The 23,218-nt window shown below is 32.7% G+C and carries 21 protein-coding genes; 3 read left to right on the forward strand and 18 right to left on the reverse strand.

The features are described from left to right. Positions 1 to 213: 213 nt before the first annotated feature. The 13 genes from proC to mraY all read right to left on the reverse strand — a co-directional run bounded on the left by proC (position 214) and on the right by mraY (position 11,342). Positions 214 to 1,005 carry a pyrroline-5-carboxylate reductase gene (gene proC, locus B5E48_RS10710; RefSeq protein ID WP_087305019.1) on the reverse strand — a complete coding sequence of 264 codons (792 nt, stop codon included), beginning with the start codon at positions 1,003 to 1,005 and terminating at the stop codon, positions 214 to 216. A gap of 40 nt (positions 1,006 to 1,045) precedes the next feature. Beyond that, on the reverse strand, positions 1,046 to 2,113 hold the full coding sequence (gene ftsZ, locus B5E48_RS10715; RefSeq protein WP_087245983.1) for a cell division protein FtsZ: 1,068 nt from the start codon (positions 2,111 to 2,113) through the stop codon (positions 1,046 to 1,048). Between the two features lie 21 nt (positions 2,114 to 2,134). Then, complete coding sequence (ftsA, locus tag B5E48_RS10720) at positions 2,135 to 3,412, reverse strand: cell division protein FtsA (RefSeq protein WP_087298155.1); 1,278 nt, start codon at positions 3,410 to 3,412, stop codon at positions 2,135 to 2,137. Between the two features lie 121 nt (positions 3,413 to 3,533). After that, a complete protein-coding gene (locus B5E48_RS10725; RefSeq protein ID WP_087245988.1) occupies positions 3,534 to 4,298 on the reverse strand; it encodes a cell division protein FtsQ/DivIB in 765 nt (254 codons plus the stop codon). A gap of 9 nt (positions 4,299 to 4,307) precedes the next feature. After that, on the reverse strand, positions 4,308 to 5,219 hold the full coding sequence (murB, locus tag B5E48_RS10730) for a UDP-N-acetylmuramate dehydrogenase (RefSeq protein ID WP_087298154.1): 912 nt from the start codon (positions 5,217 to 5,219) through the stop codon (positions 4,308 to 4,310). 2 nt (positions 5,220 to 5,221) lie between these two features. Next, entirely contained in the window at positions 5,222 to 6,310 is a 1,089-nt protein-coding gene (gene murG / locus B5E48_RS10735) for an undecaprenyldiphospho-muramoylpentapeptide beta-N-acetylglucosaminyltransferase (protein ID WP_087298153.1), read from the reverse strand. Between the two features lie 22 nt (positions 6,311 to 6,332). Then, complete coding sequence (gene ftsW, locus B5E48_RS10740) at positions 6,333 to 7,418, reverse strand: putative lipid II flippase FtsW (RefSeq protein WP_087305020.1); 1,086 nt, start codon at positions 7,416 to 7,418, stop codon at positions 6,333 to 6,335. An 83-nt stretch (positions 7,419 to 7,501) separates the two neighbouring features. Continuing rightward, entirely contained in the window at positions 7,502 to 7,732 is a 231-nt protein-coding gene (locus B5E48_RS13880; RefSeq protein ID WP_241146968.1) for a hypothetical protein, read from the reverse strand. Positions 7,733 to 7,765: 33 nt separating this feature from the next. After that, the gene (locus B5E48_RS13885; protein WP_241146969.1) at positions 7,766 to 8,005 is read right to left on the reverse strand and encodes an MATE family efflux transporter; all 240 of its coding nucleotides are present in this window, start codon (positions 8,003 to 8,005) and stop codon (positions 7,766 to 7,768) included. Next, positions 8,002 to 8,391, reverse strand: coding sequence for an MATE family efflux transporter (locus B5E48_RS13890; RefSeq protein ID WP_241146970.1), 390 nt, complete (start codon positions 8,389 to 8,391; stop codon positions 8,002 to 8,004). The genes B5E48_RS13885 and B5E48_RS13890 overlap by 4 nt, the downstream gene beginning before the upstream one ends. Positions 8,392 to 8,429: 38 nt before the next feature. Further along, on the reverse strand, positions 8,430 to 8,825 hold the full coding sequence (locus tag B5E48_RS13895) for an MATE family efflux transporter (protein WP_241146971.1): 396 nt from the start codon (positions 8,823 to 8,825) through the stop codon (positions 8,430 to 8,432). Positions 8,826 to 9,010: 185 nt separating this feature from the next. After that, on the reverse strand, positions 9,011 to 10,357 hold the full coding sequence (murD, locus tag B5E48_RS10750; RefSeq protein WP_087305021.1) for a UDP-N-acetylmuramoyl-L-alanine--D-glutamate ligase: 1,347 nt from the start codon (positions 10,355 to 10,357) through the stop codon (positions 9,011 to 9,013). A gap of 1 nt (position 10,358) precedes the next feature. Further along, positions 10,359 to 11,342, reverse strand: a complete 984-nt coding sequence (mraY, locus tag B5E48_RS10755; RefSeq protein ID WP_087305022.1) for a phospho-N-acetylmuramoyl-pentapeptide-transferase — start codon at positions 11,340 to 11,342, stop codon at positions 10,359 to 10,361. A 180-nt stretch (positions 11,343 to 11,522) separates the two neighbouring features. Here mraY and B5E48_RS10760 point away from each other — a divergent pair, with 180 nt between their 5' ends. Then, positions 11,523 to 12,989, forward strand: coding sequence for a DUF1846 domain-containing protein (locus B5E48_RS10760; RefSeq protein WP_087305023.1), 1,467 nt, complete (start codon positions 11,523 to 11,525; stop codon positions 12,987 to 12,989). A gap of 22 nt (positions 12,990 to 13,011) precedes the next feature. Here B5E48_RS10760 and B5E48_RS10765 read toward each other — a convergent pair whose 3' ends face one another. Together B5E48_RS10765 and B5E48_RS10770 are read right to left on the reverse strand one after the other, a co-directional pair. Then, positions 13,012 to 13,398 (reverse strand): DUF3783 domain-containing protein, encoded by a 387-nt coding sequence (locus B5E48_RS10765; RefSeq protein WP_087297342.1) that lies wholly within the window; start codon positions 13,396 to 13,398, stop codon positions 13,012 to 13,014. Between the two features lie 12 nt (positions 13,399 to 13,410). Beyond that, on the reverse strand, positions 13,411 to 14,868 hold the full coding sequence (locus B5E48_RS10770; RefSeq protein WP_087305024.1) for an LCP family protein: 1,458 nt from the start codon (positions 14,866 to 14,868) through the stop codon (positions 13,411 to 13,413). Between the two features lie 128 nt (positions 14,869 to 14,996). Here B5E48_RS10770 and B5E48_RS10775 point away from each other — a divergent pair, with 128 nt between their 5' ends. Beyond that, entirely contained in the window at positions 14,997 to 16,178 is a 1,182-nt protein-coding gene (locus tag B5E48_RS10775) for an Mbeg1-like protein (RefSeq protein ID WP_087305025.1), read from the forward strand. Positions 16,179 to 16,202: 24 nt separating this feature from the next. Here the strand turns inward: B5E48_RS10775 and B5E48_RS10780 are convergent, their stop codons facing one another. Then, the gene (locus B5E48_RS10780) at positions 16,203 to 17,243 is read right to left on the reverse strand and encodes a ribonucleotide-diphosphate reductase subunit beta (RefSeq protein WP_087245659.1); all 1,041 of its coding nucleotides are present in this window, start codon (positions 17,241 to 17,243) and stop codon (positions 16,203 to 16,205) included. Between the two features lie 11 nt (positions 17,244 to 17,254). Then, entirely contained in the window at positions 17,255 to 19,510 is a 2,256-nt protein-coding gene (locus tag B5E48_RS10785) for a ribonucleoside-diphosphate reductase subunit alpha (RefSeq protein ID WP_087305026.1), read from the reverse strand. Between the two features lie 136 nt (positions 19,511 to 19,646). Here B5E48_RS10785 and B5E48_RS10790 point away from each other — a divergent pair, with 136 nt between their 5' ends. After that, positions 19,647 to 20,486 carry a putative manganese transporter gene (locus tag B5E48_RS10790; RefSeq protein ID WP_087297346.1) on the forward strand — a complete coding sequence of 280 codons (840 nt, stop codon included), beginning with the start codon at positions 19,647 to 19,649 and terminating at the stop codon, positions 20,484 to 20,486. Between the two features lie 26 nt (positions 20,487 to 20,512). Here the strand turns inward: B5E48_RS10790 and B5E48_RS10795 are convergent, their stop codons facing one another. Continuing rightward, on the reverse strand, positions 20,513 to 23,068 hold the full coding sequence (locus B5E48_RS10795) for a translation factor GTPase family protein (RefSeq protein WP_087305027.1): 2,556 nt from the start codon (positions 23,066 to 23,068) through the stop codon (positions 20,513 to 20,515). Positions 23,069 to 23,218 lie beyond the last annotated feature (150 nt).

Here is a 23,218-nt window from a genome sequence, read left to right on the forward strand (position 1 = left end):
ATATCTGAAGGTGATTTTTATAATACAAAAAATCACTTTGCAATTTGAAATTCAACTCCCACAAGAAGAGTTGAATTTAAATATACAAAGTGGAATTTAGTTTTTCATTTCACCTTTTTTTGTTTTTTGATGGTATTTTAGCTATTTTTCTACAAAAAAAAGCCACTCCTAATCGGAATGAGCTTCTTATTTCAATCATAATAACAACTATGACTATTTCTTTTCTTGATAATGTACTGCTGCAGAAATTGCTGATATTAAAGTAGCTCGCAATTTCCCATCTTCTAATGCTTCAACACCACAAATCGTTGAACCACCAGGTGAACATACTTGATCTTTTAAAACTCCAGGGTGTAAATGTGTTTCCAATTGCATTTTAGCAGCACCCATTAATGTCTGAGATGCCAATGTATAAGCCATTTCTCTTGGAACACCTTCTTTCACAGCACCATCTGCCAATGCTTCTATTATCATATAGACAAACGCTGGCCCACATCCACTCAATGTTCCAGCTGTTGACATTAAATGTGATGATACAACCTCTACCTGCCCAATGGCACTGAACATATTTTTAACAAATTCAAACTCTTGATCTTTTAATGAATGTTTCTCTTCAATTAATGACATTCCCTGCAAAACACGAACAGGTGTGTTTGGCATAACAAAAATATGACGTGTAGAATCATCTAAAAATGTCTGATATTTATCAAAATCATATCCCAATGCAATAGAAATGATCGCTTTATTTTCTAACTTTTGAATATATGGGTCTAATACAGACTCAACAACTTGAGGTTTTACCCCAACAAATATGAATTCGCTACATGCAATCAATTCATCAATGTCATGTGCCACATCAATATGATAAGAACGCATTTTTTCAGCTTTATTCTCATCAATATCATACGCTATTATTTCATTTACATCCAAAAATTTTGCATCAATTATTCCCAAAGCAATAGCACTCGCCATATTTCCAAAACCAATAAAACCTATTTTTTTCATCTTGTACCTCCATATAAAGAAAAGCTAACAAATTGTTAGCTTATAATTTACGATTTCTTAAAAAAGCTGGCACATCATCGTCGTCATCGTCATCATCATACATTGATGGTTTTACAACAGATTCAAATGAAGATGTCTGTTTAACTGGTGCAGGTTCTTCTTCATCTTCAAATCCAGTCGCAATAACAGTTACAATAACTTGATCATCTAATTGTTCATTAATAGCAACACCTAAAACAGTATTGACATCATTACCTACCGCTTCTCTAATTGTTGCAAGAGCCGTATTTGCATCATATAAAGTAATATTTGTTCCACCAGTAACATTAACAATTGCATCTTTTGCACCTGCAATAGACACATCTAATAATGGTGATGAAATAGCACGCATAGCAGCTTCTTCTGCTTTATTTTCACCATCACTCATACCAATACCAATAAGAGCAGAACCTCTATCTTTCATAACTGATGAAACATCAGCAAAGTCAAGATTAATAAATGCTGGAATAGCAATCAAATCAGTAATTGTCTGTACCCCTTGTCTTAATACATTGTCTGCTTCTCTAAATGCTTCACCCATTGGTTTACGACCAATAGCTTCTAATAAACGATCATTAGAAACAACAATAATAGAATCCACATTTTCTCTTAATTCAGCCAAACCACTTTTAGCCTGTCTTAAAACTTTAGGTCCCTCAAATGTGAAAGGTGATGTGACAACACCAACTGTTAATGCACCCAATTCACGTGAAATTTTTGCAACCACAGGTGCGGCTCCAGTTCCAGTTCCACCACCCATACCAGCAGCAATGAAAACCATATTGGCACCTGATAAAGCTGACTTGATTTCTTCTTCAGTTTCTAAAGCAGCTTTACGTCCAACTTCTGGATTACCACCTGCTCCTAAACCATGTGTCAATTCTTTACCTAAAACAATTTTGTTTTCAATATCAATTCCTTTTAAAATCTGTGCATCAGTATTGGCAACATAAAAATCAACACCTTTGACACCATCTTTAGCCATTCTTGCTACAGCATTGCAGCCTCCACCACCAACACCAATGACTTTAATTTTTGCAACTTGAACAAAATCTAAATTCCCATCCATATTTCTATCCTCACTTTTATATTAATCTTCTTCACTAAATAAATTTTCAATGACTTTTGTCAATTTTCCTTTTTTCTTTGTATCCGAATTATAAGCAGTTTTTGTCTTTGTCAGACCTTTAAATCTAATACTCATTGTATTAGAAATATCTGGTAAAACAAGAGATGAATCCATTTGACCAAAAATCTTTAAACGGTCATTTAAATAATACATCATACCAAGACAAGAAACAAATGACATATCTCGTGCTCCTATCGTATCAGGACGATATGTTCTTACAGCACTATTCAACACTTGAGTTGCCACTTCATCAATAGCAGGCAACTCTCCACCGCCACCAACGATAACAGTTTCATAACTTCTTCCATCATTAATCACTTCGATTTTTGTTTTAATGATTTCCATAATTTCCTGAACACCATCAGTTAAGACCTGAGCCAGATCCTTTTGAGTAAAGTGTTTTTCTATATCATTTTGACTTGTCGTATGGATGACATCTTCATCACCAATATGAAGATCACATGTACCATATTTGACCTTATATAACTCAGCCTTATCCATTGGAATTTGCCATGATGTCGCAATCTTTCGTGTCAAATCATAACCACCAACATGGGCTTGAGCAATATATTTTAAATAACCATCCTCAAAAAAAGCAACAGTTGAGCTACGATATCCAATATCAATCAAAATAGCACCTTCTTGAAGATAAACAGCATCAAATGCCTCTTTAGCACACGCATAAGCATTAATTGTAATATCTAAAACTTCCACTCCGGCTTTTTCAACAGCATTAATATAACTATAAAGCAATTTCTTCTTTGTCGTTATCACTAACGATTCTACTTTTAATGATGCTGATTTTTCACCAATAGGAATATCTTTCATTGATTTCGTATCCAAATAAAACATTGCTGGAATGACTGAAATAACTTCTTCATCCTCTTTTAACGTAAAACGTTTAGAAAGTTTTAATGCACGTACAATGTCCTCACTTGTAATCTGATCCAAAGGAGAATTGACTTTTGTGATTCCATCACTTTGATAAATACAGGCATGGAAAGACGGTATACATAAAGCGACTTTTGAAATAGTTGCCCCTAAAGCCTTTGAAGCTTCGTCAACCAATTGTTTGATTTCACTCACAACAACAGGCATATTTTCAATTTGTCCTTTACGAATTCCATGGCTTGTGATTTTCTTGGCAAAAAGTACATTTATATTCGCACTTACAACCTCACCAACAAGCATTTTTACCGTTGCACTTCCTATATCTAATACAGCATAGATATTCTTCATATACGATTCTCCTTCAAAAAATACTTCTTTATTATTGTACCATAATTTTTTTCATAAGAAAATATATAAATGACGAAAAAGAGAACTACAAATCAAAAAAAATAATGCACCAACAGATGCATTATTCACAATCTTTCATATAAACATAGTTTCCCTCAAAACTAAAAACACATTTATCTTTATAAACTTCTTTATTTGCTTCATAATCGAATTTATTTAATTGTTCAACCATGTCTTCAATACGCAGATATAAAATCTTACCATCATCCATAATGAATTTCAAACGTGTTTCATCAGCTTTTTGAGGATCATATATAATATCACTCGTTTGACTTTTTATAATTTCTGGAATATTCACATATTCCTTTGCAAATTCTTTTAATAATTGTAAATCTTTAAACTTTGTTATTTGTGGTGTAGATTGCAATGATGCAATCAAATCTTTATCATCTGTTTCACTGACATTTCCCAATTCATCAATAACATATGTTTTTTTATCAATGACACAGTATGCGACTTTCTGAGCTTCTTCTACTTCTATTTGAACAGAACCTAGCAACGATTTTGTCACCTTCACCTTTTTAATGAAGGGCATTTTAGCTATCTCATCCTCTATTTTTCCAGTATTGACAAACAAAACGATATCTCCTTCATGAACCGAAATTGATTTTTCAATATCGTCCTTGGAAACTTCCTGTAACCCTGTTATATTAATATCATGTACACGAGATATATCACTTACAAAATAGCCAGCAATCAGCAGCATTACAAAAAGAATCAACACCACTTTAATCTTACGCTTTAATTTACGTTTACGTTTATCTTTCCTCAGTCGTAACACTTGATTTTCATCATGTTCATTATAATAATATTGTTGCTGGGACATACATATCACCTACTCCCAATTAATCAATATAACCTCTTTTTCTAATTCCACACCAAAACGATTAAATACACTCTTTTCTACAAGTAAAATTAAATCTAAAATATCCTTAGCACTTGCATATCCATTATTCACAATAAAATTAGAATGTTTAGGTGAAACCTGAGCACCTCCAATTTCATAACCTCTCAGTTCACATTCATCAATATATTGCCATGCTGGTTTTTGTTCTGGATTTCTAAAAATACTTCCTGCACTTGCAAAATTCCATGGCTGTGTTGCCATACGTTTTTCTTTACGCTTATCAAGAACATGCATAATATCTTTAGGATCACGTGAAGTCATTGTAAATGTTGCTTCAATTAAAATCCAATCTTTATGTTTTTGCAAAATAGACGTACGATAATCAAACTCCATCTGTTCTCGATTTAAAGTCACAAGTTCGCCCTTATCATTTAAAATAATTGCAGAAGTAAAAACATCACTAACACAATATTTATATGCACCGGCATTCATATACACGCCACCACCAATAGTTCCAGGAATACCTCCCATAAATTCAAAGCCTGATAGCCCTACTTTGGCAGCTTCATACGCTAAATAAATCATGCTCACACCTGCCTGAGCACGAATTTCAACACCATTGAAATGAACTTTATCTAAATTCTTTAATGAAAAAATAACACCTTCATATTCTTTATCTGAAAACAAAAGATCAGATCCTCTACCAATCACCATATGCTTAATTTGATGCTGACGACAATATTGAATCCCTCTTTTTAAAGCTTCAACATCCTGAATATAAACAAATAATCTGGCAGGTCCTCCTACTTTAAATGTTGTATGTTTATATAAAGGTTCATTTTCTAAAATCTCACCTAACTGCAAATCTACTAAATCATAAAATATATTTTCAAAATCCATGCTTATTTCCTTTCTAATGTCTTTAAAATCTCCTGATAAATATCTTGACAAGCATGTGGTTTTCCTAATTGACATGCATGAGCCTTTAACGAATTTAATACTGATTGATTTTTTAATAAATATCTAATTTCACTAACAAATCGATCCGCTGTTAAATCTTTTTCCAAGATCATTCGCGCTGCTTTTGCATTCACAAGTTCTCGAGCATTATATTCCTGATGATTCGCTACAACATAAGGACTAGGAATAATTAAAGAAGCTGCCCCTAAAGCTGTAATTTCAGCAAGTGTTGTCGCTCCAGCACGTGAAACAATAATATCACAGCTTGAAATCAAACTAGGCATATCATCAATATAATTGACCAAGTGAATCGAGTCATTTAAATCACTTAATTCCTCTTTCATTTCATCATAATATTTTTTACCTGTAACATAAATAACATCATAATCATCATATTGCATCTGTCGCAATGCTTCTTTCATCACACGATTCACTGATGATGAACCTAGACTTCCCATCACAATAACAACTGTCTGACGTTTGGCAGGAATGTGATAAAGATCATGAATATCTTTAAGTTCCTGATTTGTCACCACGCTAGCACGTGGATTTCCTAATAAAACAGTCTTATTGCTTGGAAATTCATTATACGCTTTTTGATAACAACATACAATCTTATTCACTCTTTTTATTAAAACTTTATTTGTTAAACCAATAATAGAATTCTGTTCATGAATCATTGTAGGGATTTTCAATCGAGAAGCAGCCATAACAATAGAAGCACTTGGATAACCTCCAAAACCAATCACAATATCTGGCTGAAATTCTTTCAAGATTTGTTTTGATTCTTTTAATGATTTCATAAAAATGAAAGCATTTTTTAACTTTTGTAAAGGATTACCAACTAATCCTTTAACTGCCAATCCACGATACTGATATCCTAGTTCAGGAACAATTTGTGATTCTAAACGATCAGTTGTTCCAACAAATAAAAATTTAGCATTGGCATCTTGTGTTTTGATATACTCAACAAGGGCTAAAGCAGGATACAAATGTCCACCTGTTCCCCCTGCACTTACAATTATTTTCATTTCTCACCACTCCTAATTCACATTATAACATATCATGACAAGATTTCGAGATATTAATTAAAATTCCTATACTCATTAATGTTATAACTAAACTTGTACCACCATATGACATCAATGGCAAGGTTACACCCGTCACCGGAAATAATCCTACCACAACTCCCAGATTAATTAAAGTCTGAATACCGATCATCGAAATAATTCCAATCATCAAAAAGCCACCAAATAGATCAGGTGCATTTTGACTCACCTTTAAAACCGTCTTAAATAGACTGGTATATAATCCAATCACAATAATTCCCCCTATAAAGCCAAATTCTTCTGCTATAATCGCAAAAATAAAATCTGTCTGGGGTTCTGGTAAATAAAAATGTTTTTGAATACTTTTATCAAATCCAACGCCTAATAATCCACCTGGTCCAATGGCATATAGAGCCTGTATAGCCTGAAAACCACTGCCTAATGGATCCTGGAATGGATTTAAAAAAGACAATATACGCTCCATACGATAAGGAGCAGATAAAATCATAATCACAATTCCAATGACTCCCAGTATTCCCAACCCCACAAAATAACGAAAGGGAAATGGCGAAACAATCATCATCACAATGACGCTACATGCCATAACAACACCACTCCCAAAATCCGGCTGTAACATAATCAACAAAAAACCTAGTCCCATCATAAGTAAAACTGGCAGGCTATATCTGATTTTTTTCATATGATAGTAATGCTTTTCCATATAAACCGCACTAAAAATAATAATACCAATTTTAAACAACTCACTTGGCTGCAATGCAAAAATACCAAAATTAAACCAGCTGCGACTCCCACCTCTGACAACCCCTAAACCTGGTATTAAGACAAGAATTAATAAAAGAAAACAGATGATTAAAATAAACTTATAATATTTTTTGTAAAGATGATAATCAATACGTGAAGTCACAAACATGGCTATAAAACCTAAAACAGCAAAAATCATTTGTCTTTTGATGTAATACAAAGCATCATCATATTTATAAAGTGCCCAAATATGAGAAGAACTATAAACACTTATTAATCCTATAATGACAATGATGATTGTTAAAATCGTGATTTTTTTTGTTTTCATGGTGGCACCTCCATCATTTTACTATATGAAAAAAAGACAAAAAAAAGAAGATACATCTTCGCATCTTCTTATCTATAGATTTTTCATTGTGTTGATAAATGACGTGTATATTTAATCATTGATACACCAGCATAAATAGCCACAATGATTTCTGTCAATACCATAGCTAACCATAAAGCATTAGGATTTATAAGTGGCAGAATGAAAATCAAGACTCCACTGATGACCAATCCTCTAGAAACTGAAACGATAAAGGCACTTCTTGGTTTTAATATAGCCTGAAAATAATATGTTGAAAAAATATGAAAAGGCAATAAAAGGAATGATAAACCATAACATCTTATAATCTAAGGAGCTATTTTCATAATTTCAGGTGTCGGCGTCATAAAAATACAAACAAATAACATTGGCACAAATAAAGACAATGCTGTCCATAAAAGGCTAAAAAATGTAACACTCATAAGTGCATATTTTAAAACTTCCTGAATACATTGAGGTTGATGAGCACCAAAATTAACAGAAATAATAGGTTGTGCTGCCTGTCCCACACTATAGGCACAACATTGCACAAAAGTTGAAACATTCACAATAATACCATATACAGATAAAGCATTTGTCCCAAATATTTCATAATCTGACAATAAAATAAGATTGTTAAAATTCCCATAGCCACATCAATAAAAAATGTTGAAAAACCAGTCACTGTTATTTGAGACAATCTAGCCATAAAATGTTTTGGTCTGACTAATTTTAAGGTATTGCTCTTTTTTAAAAAATGAGTGAGCATAACAAGTGTCGAAATGACTGCTCCAATAGCAGTCGCCAAACCTGCACCATAAATTCCCATATCAAACACAAATACAAAAACATAATCTCCAAAAATATTAAATATCCCTCCAGAAAGGACACCCGCCGGTGCAAGAGCCGGATTATTGTCATTACGTAAATACGCTGCTAACATCTGATTAAACAAAAAGCATGGCACAACGAATTGAATCGGTTTGAGATAACTTAAACCAAGTGGAAGTAAATTTTTTTCAGCTCCAAAAATGTTAATAACGGCTGATCAAAAACAACAATAACAAACCATGATAGTAAAGCTAATAATATAGAGCCTATCACTGAAACAGTAAAAAATTCCCCTGCTTCATCATCTTTTTGAGAGCTCTGTCCTTTAATTGTACTAAAAATAACTGCTCCACCTATTCCCATTAACAAGCCAAGGCTATAAATAATATTCCATATTGGAGCAACGACCGCCAAAGCAGCCGTTCCATCAGGACCTTGATATTGTCCAACCATGGCCATATCTACAATTGAATAAATAGAAGTGACTAATGCACTTCCAAAAGCAGCAGCCAAATACTTAAAATATATTGGTCTTATCTTTCCGTGAATAAAATCCATATAACCCTCCTTTTTTGTAAAAATAAAAAACTGGATAAGAAACAGGTATTTCAACCTGTAGCCTTATCCAGCTCACCATTTCTCATGAATGGCTCACCCTCCGAGCAAGCACTCACATTTAATCACATATTTTTCATACGTCAAGTCATAGTCACAATGATTTTGACTTTTATAAACTCCTTTGACTATGAATTCCATTCATTAATAATCTGTTTAAAAACTCTTCCTCTTTCTTCATATCCACTAAATTCATCATATGAACTTGTTGAAGGGGATAATAATACAACATCTCCTTCATGAGCAATTTCCTTTGCTTTCATCACAGCATCTTTCATATGTTCAACAACAATTGTATTGTCTATATACATTTCTCTAGCAAATCTTTCCTTTGCCTCACCAAAACAAATAAGCGTTGAGATCTTTGAAGCATAAGATGACATCTCTGTTAAATCCAGACCTTTTTCATGACCACCCATTAATAATATAACCGGCTGTTTAAAAGCTTTTAAAGCAATAATCGCTGCATCTGTATTTGTCGCTTTAGAATCATTATAATATTTAACACCGTGATATTCTCTTACAAATTCTATACGGTGTTCTACTCCCTGAAAAGAAGCCAAAGTATCATGAATATCTGATAAAGACACACGACTTAATGCACAGGCAATAATGGCAATCATCATATTTTGAATATTATGATCACCTACTATTTTTATTTCATCCAAATCAATAACATGATTTCCTTTATAATAAATCGCTTGATTTTGAATCATACAATCAGCTGGTTTAGTTAAAGAAAAAGTCACTCTTTGAGCCAAAACAGGATATTTTCTTAAATAACTCTGCAAGATTTCATCATCCAAATTTTCAATAAAATAATCTTGCTTATCTTGATTCATATAAATACGTGTTTTAGAAGCATAATATTCATCCAGTGAAGCCATATAATCCAAATGATCTGGAGTCAGATTTATAATTGTAGAAATATGTGGATGAAACTTTTCAATATCTAATAATTGAAAATTAGACATTTCTAAAACCACATCATACCCATCACGATGAAGCAAATCATTGTCTAGAACACAAGAGGAATAAGGTATACCCACATTACCTGCCAAACAAGACAAATGATGGGCATGTTTTAAAATCTCATCAATTAATGTCACTGTTGTTGTTTTCCCATTTGTTCCTGTAATAGCAATATAATTTTGCATTTTAGCAACTTGATAAGCCAGTTCAATTTCAGTATAAACTGGAATTCCTCTTTCTTTCAACCTTAAAACAAATGGTTTATGATAATTAATTCCTGGATTTTTCACAACAAAGTCAAAATCTCTTTCAAACAGTTCTTGTGGATGTCCTCCTGTAATCATCTCGATACCACGATGCACATATTCATCATAACAAGCAATCTTTTCACGACTAGCATATTCATTCACTGTGATAGTTGCATGTAATGCAGTCAATAATTCGACTGCTGCTTGACCACTTTTAGCCAATCCTAAAACTAAAACTTTTTTCCCGTTCAACATATTACATAACTCCTAAAACAATCCCAATAATTCCACAAATAAAACCTAAAAACCAAAATGAAATAACAACTTGTTGTTCACTCCATCCAAGCATTTCAAAATGATGGTGAATAGGTGCCATCTTAAACACACGTTTGCCTCTTGTTTTGAAAGATACAACCTGAATAATCACTGATAAAGTTTCAATCAAGAAAACACCACCAATTAAAATAAACAGAAGTTCCTGACGTGTTAATACAGCCAAAGCTGCTAAAAATCCACCTAAAGCTAATGAACCAGTATCTCCCATAAAAATACGTGCAGGATGATAATTAAAACACATAAATCCTAGTAATGTTCCCACCACTGCCATAGCATAGATGGCAATGTCATAATCTTTATTCATAATCGCAAAAATAACAAAAACAGAAATCGCAATCATCGAAAGTCCTGTTGCTAGACCATCTAATCCATCTGTTAAATTCACCGCATTGCTGCCTGCTGTAAACATAAAATATACCAAAATAGGATATAACCATCCAATATCAATTTCTATATGTAATAAAGGGATAGAAATTGCAGTATCAAATCCAGGTATAAAAAACTTAGCTAAAATATAAAAAGCAATGGCCACAACTGATTGTAATGTATATTTATATAAAGGTTTCAATCCATCATTTGTCTTTCTGACAACAATTAAATAATCATCAATAAATCCAACCAATCCAAAACCTACAAAAGAAAAAGTTAAAAGATGTATATAAGGATGATTTAACGAAGTGAAATTCAAAATATAAACCACAACTACAGCACATAAGATAAAGACAATTCCACCCATTGTTGGTGTACCACCTTTTGCTTTATGCGACTGTAAACCTTCCTCTCTTTCTACCTGTCCAAATTTTAATTTTTTTAAATATTGAATCGCTTTTGGCATAACAGCCAACACCAAAATAAATCCCACTAAAAAGTTCAAAACAATTCTTAAAAAGACCATATTAAACATAATAAGACTCCTTTACCACTTTTATCTTTTTTACAATATATCATATTTTCCACACAATAACAACAATCAAAAAAGTCCTCTCTATTTATAATTATCAATATTTATCGACATAATATTTTTTTATTATTTTCTTTATCTTCAAACCATTTTCTATATAATGTTGACTAGGAGTGAGAGAAAATGAAAAAAGCATTTAGTAATGAATTATATGTAGAACTACAATCTAAACACATTCAAGAAAGAATTGCTCAATTCGACAATAAATTATATCTAGAATTTGGGGGAAAACTTTTCGATGATACACATGCTTCTCGTGTTTTACCTGGTTTTGAACCCGACAGCAAGTTAAAGATGTTATTAACTTTAAAAGATAAAGTAGAAGTGATTATCGCTGTTTGTGCTAAAGACTTAGAAAGACATAAAATGCGAAGAGATTTAGGTATTTCATATGATGATGAAGTTATTCGATTAATTAATGAATATGAAAACGTTGGATTATATGTAGGAAGTGTCACAATTACACAGTACCAGCATCAAAATTCTGCCGATACTTTTAAAACAAAGCTAGAAAAACGTGGCATTAAAGTTTTTATGCAATATCCTATCGAAAATTATCCTCATAATGTTGATCATATTATTTCACCAGAAGGATTTGGTAAAAATGATTATATTATCACGACAAAGCCATTAGTTGTTGTAACTGCTCCAGGTCCTGGTTCAGGAAAAATGGCAACATGTCTATCTCAGCTTTATCATGAACATCTTCATGGCATTCGTGCTGGATATGCAAAATTTGAAACTTTCCCAATCTGGAACTTACCATTAAAACATCCTGTTAACCTTGCTTACGAAGCAGCAACCATTGATTTGAATGATGTCAATATGATTGATCCTTTCCATCTTGAAAAATATGGAGAAACAACTGTCAACTATAATCGTGATATTGAAATTTTCCCTGTATTAAATACAATGTTTAAGAAAATTTTTGGAGAATCACCATATGCTTCTCCTACTGACATGGGAGTCAACATGGCTGGTTATGCAATTATTGATAATGAAGCGGCTAAAGATGCTAGCTGTCGTGAAATTGTACGTCGTTATTATCATGCGCAAGTTGATTATTTAATGGGTAAAATCAATGATCAGTCTTTAGAAAAAATGCAGATGTTATTATCTCAGGCAGGTGTCGATGCGAAAAACCGTAAATGTGCCATTGTGGCCAGAGAAGTTGCAAAGACACGTCAAGGTCCTGTCTGCGCAATAGAATTAAATGACGGTCATTTAATCAGTGGGAAAACATCATCATTATTACGTGCTTCCAGTGCAGCTATGTTAAATGCATTAAAATATTTAGCTAGTATTGAACAAGATATTGAATTAATTTCACCAACTATGCTGCATTCTATTCTATCTTTAAAAAATGACTATTTAAATATGAAAACACCATTATTGGATATTGATGAAGTCCTTTTAACACTCACCATTGCTTCAGCTCAAGACCAGAATGCTAAAAAATGTCTAGAAGCTCTTCCTTTATTAAAGGACTGTGAAATTCATTCAACTGTCATTTTAAGTAATAAAGATACAGAAACATTAAGAAAACTCAAAATGAACTTAACTTGTGATCCTAAGCATGCCAGTGCTTAGGATTTTTTTATAGAAAAAGAACCTATTTTTTTAGGTTCATTTGCATCATTTGCTGATATTCACTAGCTACACTTTGATAAAGTCTAGCAAATGTATAATCAACATTATATTGTGTTAAAACAGCTTTATAAGGAATATGTGGTATTCCTTTCATTCTAAACAATTGTAATAATAAATCTAATTGTTCATCTTTATTTAAAGCAAAGAAAACAAAAGGTTGATCCATAGATGAAGAAGGCAACATCTGTTCTTGATATGTATAACCATCCATATTTAATAAATAACCCATTTTCTGATATAGATGCTGTATAGAAATATCTCTTACATCAATATCTAATTCATTTGCTATTTCTTTTATCTTTCCTTTGATATCATCACTTAAACGATATATTAAAATTGTATCTTTCATAATAATCCTTTCTTATTGTTCCAAATCGCCTAATTCTGTTTCAATTTTTTCATTATCCATGAATTGATCAATATATTCACATGCCTGTGTAATAGACAACTCATTAGGAATAATGACAGATGCATTCATTCCCACTGAATAACATGGCATAGAAGCATTATCACCTATAATCTGATAAGACTGAATATCCCAATTTGGCATTTGAGATAACTGCATCTGAACAAGCGCATTCATTTCCTCACTTGGCATATTGGTTTCAATACTTTGACTGATTGTATCCAAAACTTGTGAAAAAGATGTTAATATTGCTGGTGAGCAAACTTTTTTTACAATAGCCGAAATCATGCGTTGCTGGTTTCTTCCTCTTGCAAAATCTCCATCAACAAATGATTTTCTTTCTCTTACAAAAGCCAATGCCTCCTTGGCATTCAGATGATTTTCCCCTTCTTGAATCTGATAGCCACCAATCTTTGTTGTAAATTCTTCTGGAGAATGAACTGTCACACCACCCAATGCATCTACAATATCCATAAATGATGTAAAATTCATACGCACATAATAATTAATATCCTGATCAACCATATCTGTTAAAGTATCAATACTTTCCTGTAATCCATACATTCCTGTATGCGTAAATTTATCATATTCACCATTTCGATGTAATGGATAATAAATATCACGGGGAATACTAATCAATAATATTTGCTTGGTTGTAGGATTAATACCTACCAACATATTCACATCACTACGTGATACAGCCGTTAAATCTCCATATTCATCATTACCACTAATATAAACCAAAAATGGTTTTTCAGTCACATCAACACTTTTCGCATTCACTGCAGCTTCATCACGTTTAACCTGAAAAATAACACGTGTATCATCAGAAAAACTTTCTTTTTCCTGCTCAACCAAGCTTCTAAAAGCTTCATCTAAAATAATAGCGTCAACATCTTTCTGATATAATTTTGTAACCAGCTGATGAAAATCAGATGAATCATCTAAAGAAATCTGTCCCACTTCTTTTTCTATTTGCGATACCGTATAATCCATTGTTGATTCATCCACATAAGAAACATGTGAAAGTAAATGTTCAGGTAGCTGATATTCATTCTTAATTGGTGAGTCTTTTAAAACAATAACAGAAATAGCACGTGTCTGAAACTGTTCATCACCAAGCAAATCAACGACTTGCCCTGTTCTATAAACATAAAATGAAGCAACAACCATCAAACAACTTAAAACAAGGCTCAAAAACTGCGTCAATAAAGAACGTTTACTTCCCTGTTTTTTATAGAAAATCAAGAAATATTCTCCCACCATCAAAGCAATGAGAATAATTCCAACTATCATCATATATTTCATTGGTACAAAACGAATAAAATACATCGTTGATAGTAAAACTATAGACATCAAAAATTGAATACTATATACAATACGACGTATATATTTATTATCTATTTTTTTCATTATGACACATCCTTTTCGATAGGGTATCATATTTCGACATTTTTATCAACGAATTCTACCGTTACAGTTTGCATTTTCCTAAAAAATCATGTAAAATATTTGCCAATATCAACAGAAAGGGTGATTTCATGAACGTTAATACAATACTTCATTATGTTGACTTACGTGGTGATCTTTTAGCCAGTCAATTTCCCTATAATGAAATTGATGCCCTGATATTTAGTGAGCTGGCTTATGTTTATCTTGATGATATTTTCAATGACACAAAACCCATCACTTTACAACAAGCCTTTCAAAAATATCAACAAAGAAACGCCACATTGACACCTGAAAATTTAAAAAAGATTCTTGTTCCTAGTCATGAACTTTTTGAAAAAATGGCTCACAGTCCTCGTTATCAAAACATTCAAATTTTAAACTATGTCAATGATGTCAATAAAGAACTGATCAAACAGTTTGCAGCATTGGCTTTATTATTAGAAGATGGTCGCATTGTGATAGCCTATCGTGGTACCGATGATTCACTGATTGGCTGGCATGAAGATTTTTTAATGCTTTGTGAAAAAGTTGTACCTGCTCAAGAATCATCTGTACATTTTCTAGAAGAGATTGCCTCACAGAATATCACTTCTTCATTGATGCATGACTTAAAAAATAAATTCCTAGCACCTTCTATATGGCAACGTTTAAAAAAACATTTTCAATACCGTCAGCATCGTCCATTATGGTTAGTAGGACATTCTAAGGGTGGCAATTTAGCTATCTTTGCTGGATGTTTTTGTCATCAGCATATTCAAGATCGTATTATTCAAATTGATAATTTTGATGGCCCCGGTTTTCAAGATGAAATCATTCAATCAAAGGCTTACCAAAACATGCTTCCCCGCATTCATAGCTATATTCCTCACTATTCATTTTTTGGTATTGTTTTAGGTCATGAAGAAAACTATACTGTTGTCAAAAGTCAGGAAACAGGCATGATGCAACATAATGCTTATTCATGGCAAATCAATGCCCATCATTTTGAATGTGATGAACTGTCATATGAAAGTGTTCAATTTGCTATTAAAGTTATCCTTTTCTTAGAAAAATTAAGTTATGAAGAAAAACATCAGTTTGTGGAAGCGATGTTTTCATTATTTGACAATTTAAATTTATATAATTTTTCTGATTTATCACACATTTCCTATAAACATATCATGAATGGAATTAAAGAAATCACTTTATTAAAACCCAAAACACGTAATATGCTTTTAGAAGTTTTACATATGTTATGGCTAGAAGCCAAAAAGATCAAAAGAGGGCATTGACAAAATCATTTGTCTGCCCCTTTTTTATAAATCATCTTCAATTGCACTCGATTTGGCATACGCTGTTGATTTTGCCTCAAAAAAATCTGTTTTAATTTGATTAGCCTGACTATAAAGATTTACCCACTGCATTGCTTCTGGTTCATCCTGATAACCTTCAAAAAGCGGTTCAAACCCTAGTGAAGTCGCACGTAAATTACCCAAATAATGAATGTAATCACTGACCATAGTCATGGTTAACCCTTCAATGCGATCACCTATCACATATTGTGCCCAGGCTATTTCCTCCTCAACACCACGTTTTAACATTTGACGATAAACAGCTATTTTTTCATCATCAAAGAGTTGTGGTTCTTCTTTTTGTAATTCTAAAATCATATTCCTGAATAACCATAAATGTGTATTTTCATCACGGTTAATATAACGTATTTCCTGTGCTGAACCAGACATTTTTCCCATTCTTCCTAAATTATAGAAGAACATAAAACCACTATAAAAATAAATACCTTCTAAAATATAATTTGCCATAATCGTTTTCATTAAATGAAATGCATCTTTATGCTGTAAAAAATCATTATATTGTTCACCAATAAATTGATTACGTTTTAATAAATGTTCATCATATTTCCATTGATATAAAATTTCATCACGTTTATCTGGTGAACAAATTGTATCTAACATATAACTATAACTTTGTGAATGTACAGCTTCCTGAAACGCCTGAATTGTTAAACATAAATTAATCTCATTGGCTGTAATATATTCTCCAATGTGTGGTAAATTCGCTGTTTGTAAAGAATCCAAAAACACAAGAAACGATAGAATTTTATCATAAGCCTGTCTTTCTTCATCTTTCAACAAACGATAATCTTTGACATCTTGAGTTAAATTGATTTCTTCAGGTATCCAAAAATTATTCATTGCCTGACGATACCAGTCATGTACCCATTGATACTTCATATGATTAAAATCATTCAGATTCGTCGTATTTCCATTAATCATACGACGTTTTCTTACATCAATATCGCCTTGTGCATTAAATAATGCCTTTGCTTTTAATTCCATAATTCCTCCCTCTATGCACTGCATGATTCACATTCTTCAATTTCTAAAGATTGACTTCTTACGTAGTAAATCGTCTTAACATTATTTTCATATGCTAAAATATATAAATTTAAAAGTTTTCTAAATGTAAATTCCTGTGTCATATAAATATTTAATGACTGCGACTGATCAATATGTCGTTGTCGAATCCCAGCAGCTTTGATTAGCCATTCTTGATCCATATAATGTGCATTTTTATATAACCAGAATGTTTTTGGATTTAAATCTGGTGCCACTCTTCGCATCATACTTCCTTTTTTCTCTTCAATAAAGAATTTTTTCATGATTGGATCAATAGAAGCTGTTGTTCCAGCAATAATAGATGTAGAAGAAGTGGGTGCAATAGCCATTAAATAACCATTACGTAAACCATAACGATGAATCATGGTTTCTAATTGTTGCCACTCTTTAGATTGATAATGACGTTTTTGAAAATACATACCGGTATCATAATCACTACCCTCAAAACCGTGATAACGACCTTTTTCTTTAGCCAATAAACATGATGCTTCTAGTGTATAGTAATTTATTTTTTCATATAACTGATCAACAAATTCTAAATGCTGTTCACTTTCAAAAGGAATGCCTTTTTGACATAACATATGATGATAACCACTTGTTCCTAAACCAATGGCACGATATTTCTGATTCGTTATTTGAGCAAATGGTAATGGGTAATCATTCAAATCAATAACATTATCTAAAGCTCTCACAACAACATGAATAATATGTCTTAACTGGGCTTCATCATCAACATTTATTTTTCCTAATGTTAAGGATGCAAGATTACACACTACAAAATCTCCCGGTTTTGTTTTTTCAACAACGACCTCTTCCCCATCAACATGTATAACTTCCTTATCTAAAAAAGTCATAGCACTCATGTTTTGCGCAATTTCACTGCATAAATTACTACAATAAATCATACCTTGATGATGATTAGGATTCATTTCATTGACACGATCGCGATTAAAAGCAAAAGGTGTTCCTGTTTCTACCAGCGATTTAATAATCAATCTAACAACTTCTTTGACACTCATGACTCTTTTAGAAATACGTTCATCCTGGATACAATCTAAGTAACGCTCCTGCCATTCTTGACCATAATAATCTTCTAAATGATAACCCTTGATCTGATAAATTTCATGAGGACACATCATATACCATGGGGCATCAATATCATCTCTAGCCAATTGCCAAAATAAGTCTGGATAGCAGACAGCTGGAAAAATATCATGCGCCTTCATACGATCATCTCCATTATTTGTACGAATCTGCAAAAACTCAGGCAGATCTTTATGCCAGACGTCTAAATAAACAGCTGCTGCTCCCTGTCTGACACCTAACTGATCAACAGCAATCGCCGTATCATTAACCAGTTTCAGCCAGCGAATCACACCACCAGCTGCACCTTTATAGCCACGAATATCACTGCCATTCGCCCTGACTTTTCCAAAATAGAGTCCCATACCTCCACCATGTTTAGAAACTTGAGCAAAATGATCTAAACTTTTATAAATACCATCCAATGAATCATCAACAACATCAATAAAACATGAACTCATTTGATGGAATGGTTTTCTGGCATTAGCCATTGTTGGTGTTGCCATTGTCACTTTAAGTGTACTTAAAATATCATAAAATTGTTTTGCCCAATAAACACGATCATTTTCTAGCATCGCTAAATGCATCGCAATCCCCATAAACATTTCCTGTGGTGTTTCTAAAACATGATGATCATGATCTTGAATCAAATAACGTTTATATAACATATCTAAACCACTATAATTCAATAATTCATTACGTTGATCTTGAATGTATTGTGATAATTCTTCAATTTCATCAGATTGATAATGTTCTAAAATATAATTTCCATAATATCCTTCTTGTGTTAAATATTGAATTTTTTGATAAAAAGTTGAAATCCCCAACATTTCATTGCGACATTGAACCTGACAAATGATATCATATACCAAAAAACGACCTGCAATCATTTCCCAGAAAGGTTCCTCAACACTTGTCAGTTCATCACTTGCCTGAATTAAACTGATCAAGGCTTCATGAGAAGTCATATCTTCTTTATAAAACGTACTCCACTTTTCATAAAGACGCTGTAAATGCTCTCTTCCAATCGCAAAATCCTGAATCATTTTATAAAAAACATCTTTTAATTTTTGATGACCTATTTTATCTAAAAATAGTGTGATCATATCTTCATTCATATCCATTTTTTTCACATCCTTGAAGGCATTGTATCACAGCATAAAAACATTTGACCACTTATATGCCTATAAAAATTCTCATATCATTTCATTGGTAATTTAAAAATTATTATGTTATGATAATGACCTATTGGAGGTAAATATGTTACATATACTTGAACATTCTTTAGAAGATTTAATACCCATGCTTCCATTTTTATTTCTGACTTATCTATTAATGGAATATATTGAACATAGAAATAATCAGAAGTTTGAAAACCTTTTGGCACGTACACAAAAATTAGGACCACTGATTGGCAGTCTTTTAGGAATCATCCCTCAATGTGGATTTTCTGTCATTGCCAGTGGATTATATATGAATCAAAGTATCAGTTTAGGAACTTTGTTAGCTGTTTTTATTGCTACAAGTGATGATGCTATTCCTATTTTAATTGCCCAGCCAAAACAGGCACAGACATTATTTGTGATTATTGGTTTAAAAATCATTGTGGCAATTGTTGTTGGTTATCTGGTGGATGGATTAATTCAATCTCATCGTCTTTCTAACAATCATAGCTTACATGATATACATGAACACTGTAAAGAAGAAGAACATGGACATGGTATTATTTATTTAGCTTTATTACACACTTTCAAAATCTTTGTTTTTGTCTTTATTGTTAATTTTGCATTAACATGGCTGATTGAAGAAATTGGTGCAGATACATTGAACTATATTTTAGTTCATGGTTCTATTTTTCAACCTGTTATCGCCGCTCTTACTGGCTTTATTCCTAACTGTGCTGCAAGTGTCATCTTATCACAGCTCTATCTTGATCAGGTCTTAAGCTTTGGCTCTTTATTTGCAGGACTTATGACGAGCACAGGACTTGGTTTACTTGTCTTGTTACGTATGTATGATAATAAAAAAGACATTTTAAGAATTGTTCTTATCATGTTTGTAAGTGCAACGATTATAGGCATTTTTCTACAATTATTTTAAAACCGTAGGCTTTCGTCTACGGTTCTTTATTTATGATAATCTTTGACATCTTCTAATAAAAACTCATGGTTTTGAGGCTGTTTTCTTTGAAATTCATGAAAATGTTCTTCCGTTACAGCTTTCACTTCTAAAGCCAGTTCTCGTGACGACATACGACGTGCTCCTCGTCCAATGACAATGGACTGCTCCAAAGCATCAGAAGTTGCAACAACAACACGATAATCACTTGCTAATTGATGGGTCACACGTTCAATATACATATCTGCAGTTTGGGCTTCTTTGGTATAAACAACATAAACATTATGATGCTTTTCTTGACTCCCTAGATTCTGTTTCACCTTATAAGCATCAAAAACAATAATCATAAGGCATTGTTTATACCCCTGATAATTACTGAGTATATCAATCAGTCGATCACGTGCAACACCTAAGTTTGTGCTTGCTAAATCTTTGAGTTCTGGCCACGAATGAATAACATTATATCCATCAACCAAAAGGCATTCAGGTTTCATTTTAACACTCATAGATGTTTCTTGAGGCTGATGCTGACGATAATAATCATCAGCTAAACGACGTTTGATAGGTCCATATGTTTTTTGAAAGATAGCATCCAATTCTTCATCTTCATTTTGATATTGTGGTGCATCATGATATGTATGATGCGTATTTTTATTTTTTGTATATTGATAAGGAATATGCATATATTGCTCAACTTCATCCCATGCCACATAAAAACCTGCTCCATGTTGACAAAAGACTGAACCTGTTGGATGAGCCTGATCTGTTTCACTATCATATCCTTTTTGTTTTATAATGTCTTCTTGATTATGACAAGGAAAATACCCTTTCATATGGCAGATCATGCGTCCTTTACCTTTTGTTAAAGCAATCACTTCTTGCTGATAATCTTGTAAACAGGTCACTGGTCCTTCACCATATAAATCAATACTATCAATCTGTTCTTCAATTCTCACTTTGGTGTGTCTTTTTTCCATATCATACAAAACACGACTCAACGCATCTTTAGGTATATGAATATGAATATCATAATAAGGTTCTAATAAAATAGATTTTCCTCTTTTTAACCCATGACGAATCGCACGATATGTAGCTTCTCTTAAATCACCACCCTCAGTATGTTTTTGATGAACTTTCCCTGCTATTAAACTGATTTTTATGTCAGTTATAGAAGCTCCTGTTAAAACACCTGGATGTTCTATTTCTTGGCAATGTGTCATAATCAAACGCTGATACTGTAATGGCAGCTGATCTGTTGTACATTGACTTTCATAAACCAGACCACTCCCTTGAGCAAGTGGTTCCAATAAGACATGGACTTCTCCATAATGACGCAATGGTTCAAAATGTCCAACGCCCTCCACTGGTTCACTAAGTGTTTCTTTATATAAGATTTCACCATGATCAAAACTAACTTCCTCATGAAATCTTTCACGAATGATATTTTGTAAAACTTCAATTTGAATTTCACCCATCAATTGAATATAGATATCTTGTGTCTGTGACATATATGTCACATGTAATGTTGGGTCTTCTTGAGCTAAAGTCTGTAGATTCTTTAACATTTGGTGCTGATCACAATGAGGAGATAAAACAACACGATAAGTCATGTAAGGCATCATCACAGGTTGCGTGAATGTCTGATTTGTAAGTGTCATTCCTGGAAGAAAACTTTTTAAACCTTTTAAAGCAACCACATCTCCTGCCTTTGCTTCTTGCAGCAACGTATATTTTGGTCCCTCATATAAACGAATCTGATCAATTTTTTCATCATGAATCTTTTCTTTCACATGCAATGTTCCACCAGTTATTTTTATATGTGTTAAACGATTGCCGTGTTCATCATGACTCACTTTGTAAACAAAGCCATCCAATGAATCCTTATATGTTGGTTCTATGGTATAGGTATCTAGTAAATCTAAAAAAGCGCCGACCCCTTCATTTTTTAAAGCTGAGCCAAAGAACACTGGAAAAATTTGTCTTTTCATAATACATTCTTGAATATGTCCCAAATCAATCACTTGATAGTCCATATATTCTTCCAACAATGTTTCATTAACGAGAGCCAGATTTTCATAGAGCTGTGTTACTGGCATCGAGAAATCTAAACAGTTTTCATGATATTTTTCTGTCAATTCTTGAAATAAGTATTCACGAGAATAAGTTGTCTGATCCATCTTATTCATAAAAATAAAAGTGGGAATATGATAATGTTCTAATAAATGCCAAATTGTTTCACTATGTGACTGTATACCATCCATTCCATTGACCACAATAATCGCATAATCTAGAATGTGTAAAGTTCTTTCCATTTCAGCTGAAAAATCAACATGGCCTGGTGTATCTATCAAAACAAACTGTGTATCTTTCCATGGAAACATCGCCTGTTTAGAAAAAATAGTAATGCCACGATGACGTTCCTGTTTGTCATAATCTAAAAATGTATCTTGATGATCTACACGTCCCAATTGTCGTATCTGTCCTGAAAGATAAAGCATACTTTCAGACAACGTTGTTTTTCCTGCATCAACATGTGCCAATATGCCAATCACAATTTTTTTCATATCATTGAACCTCCCAACCTTGAAGAATTATTATGGTGAAATGAAAAACTAAATTCCACTTTGTATATTTAAATTCAACTCTTCTTGTGGGAGTTGAATTTCAAATTGCAAAGTGATTTTTTGTATTATAAAAATCACCTTCAGATATTG

This window comes from Massilimicrobiota sp. An105 (assembly GCF_002161155.1).
Taxonomy (GTDB): domain Bacteria; phylum Bacillota_I; class Bacilli_A; order Erysipelotrichales; family Coprobacillaceae; genus Allocoprobacillus; species Allocoprobacillus merdigallinarum.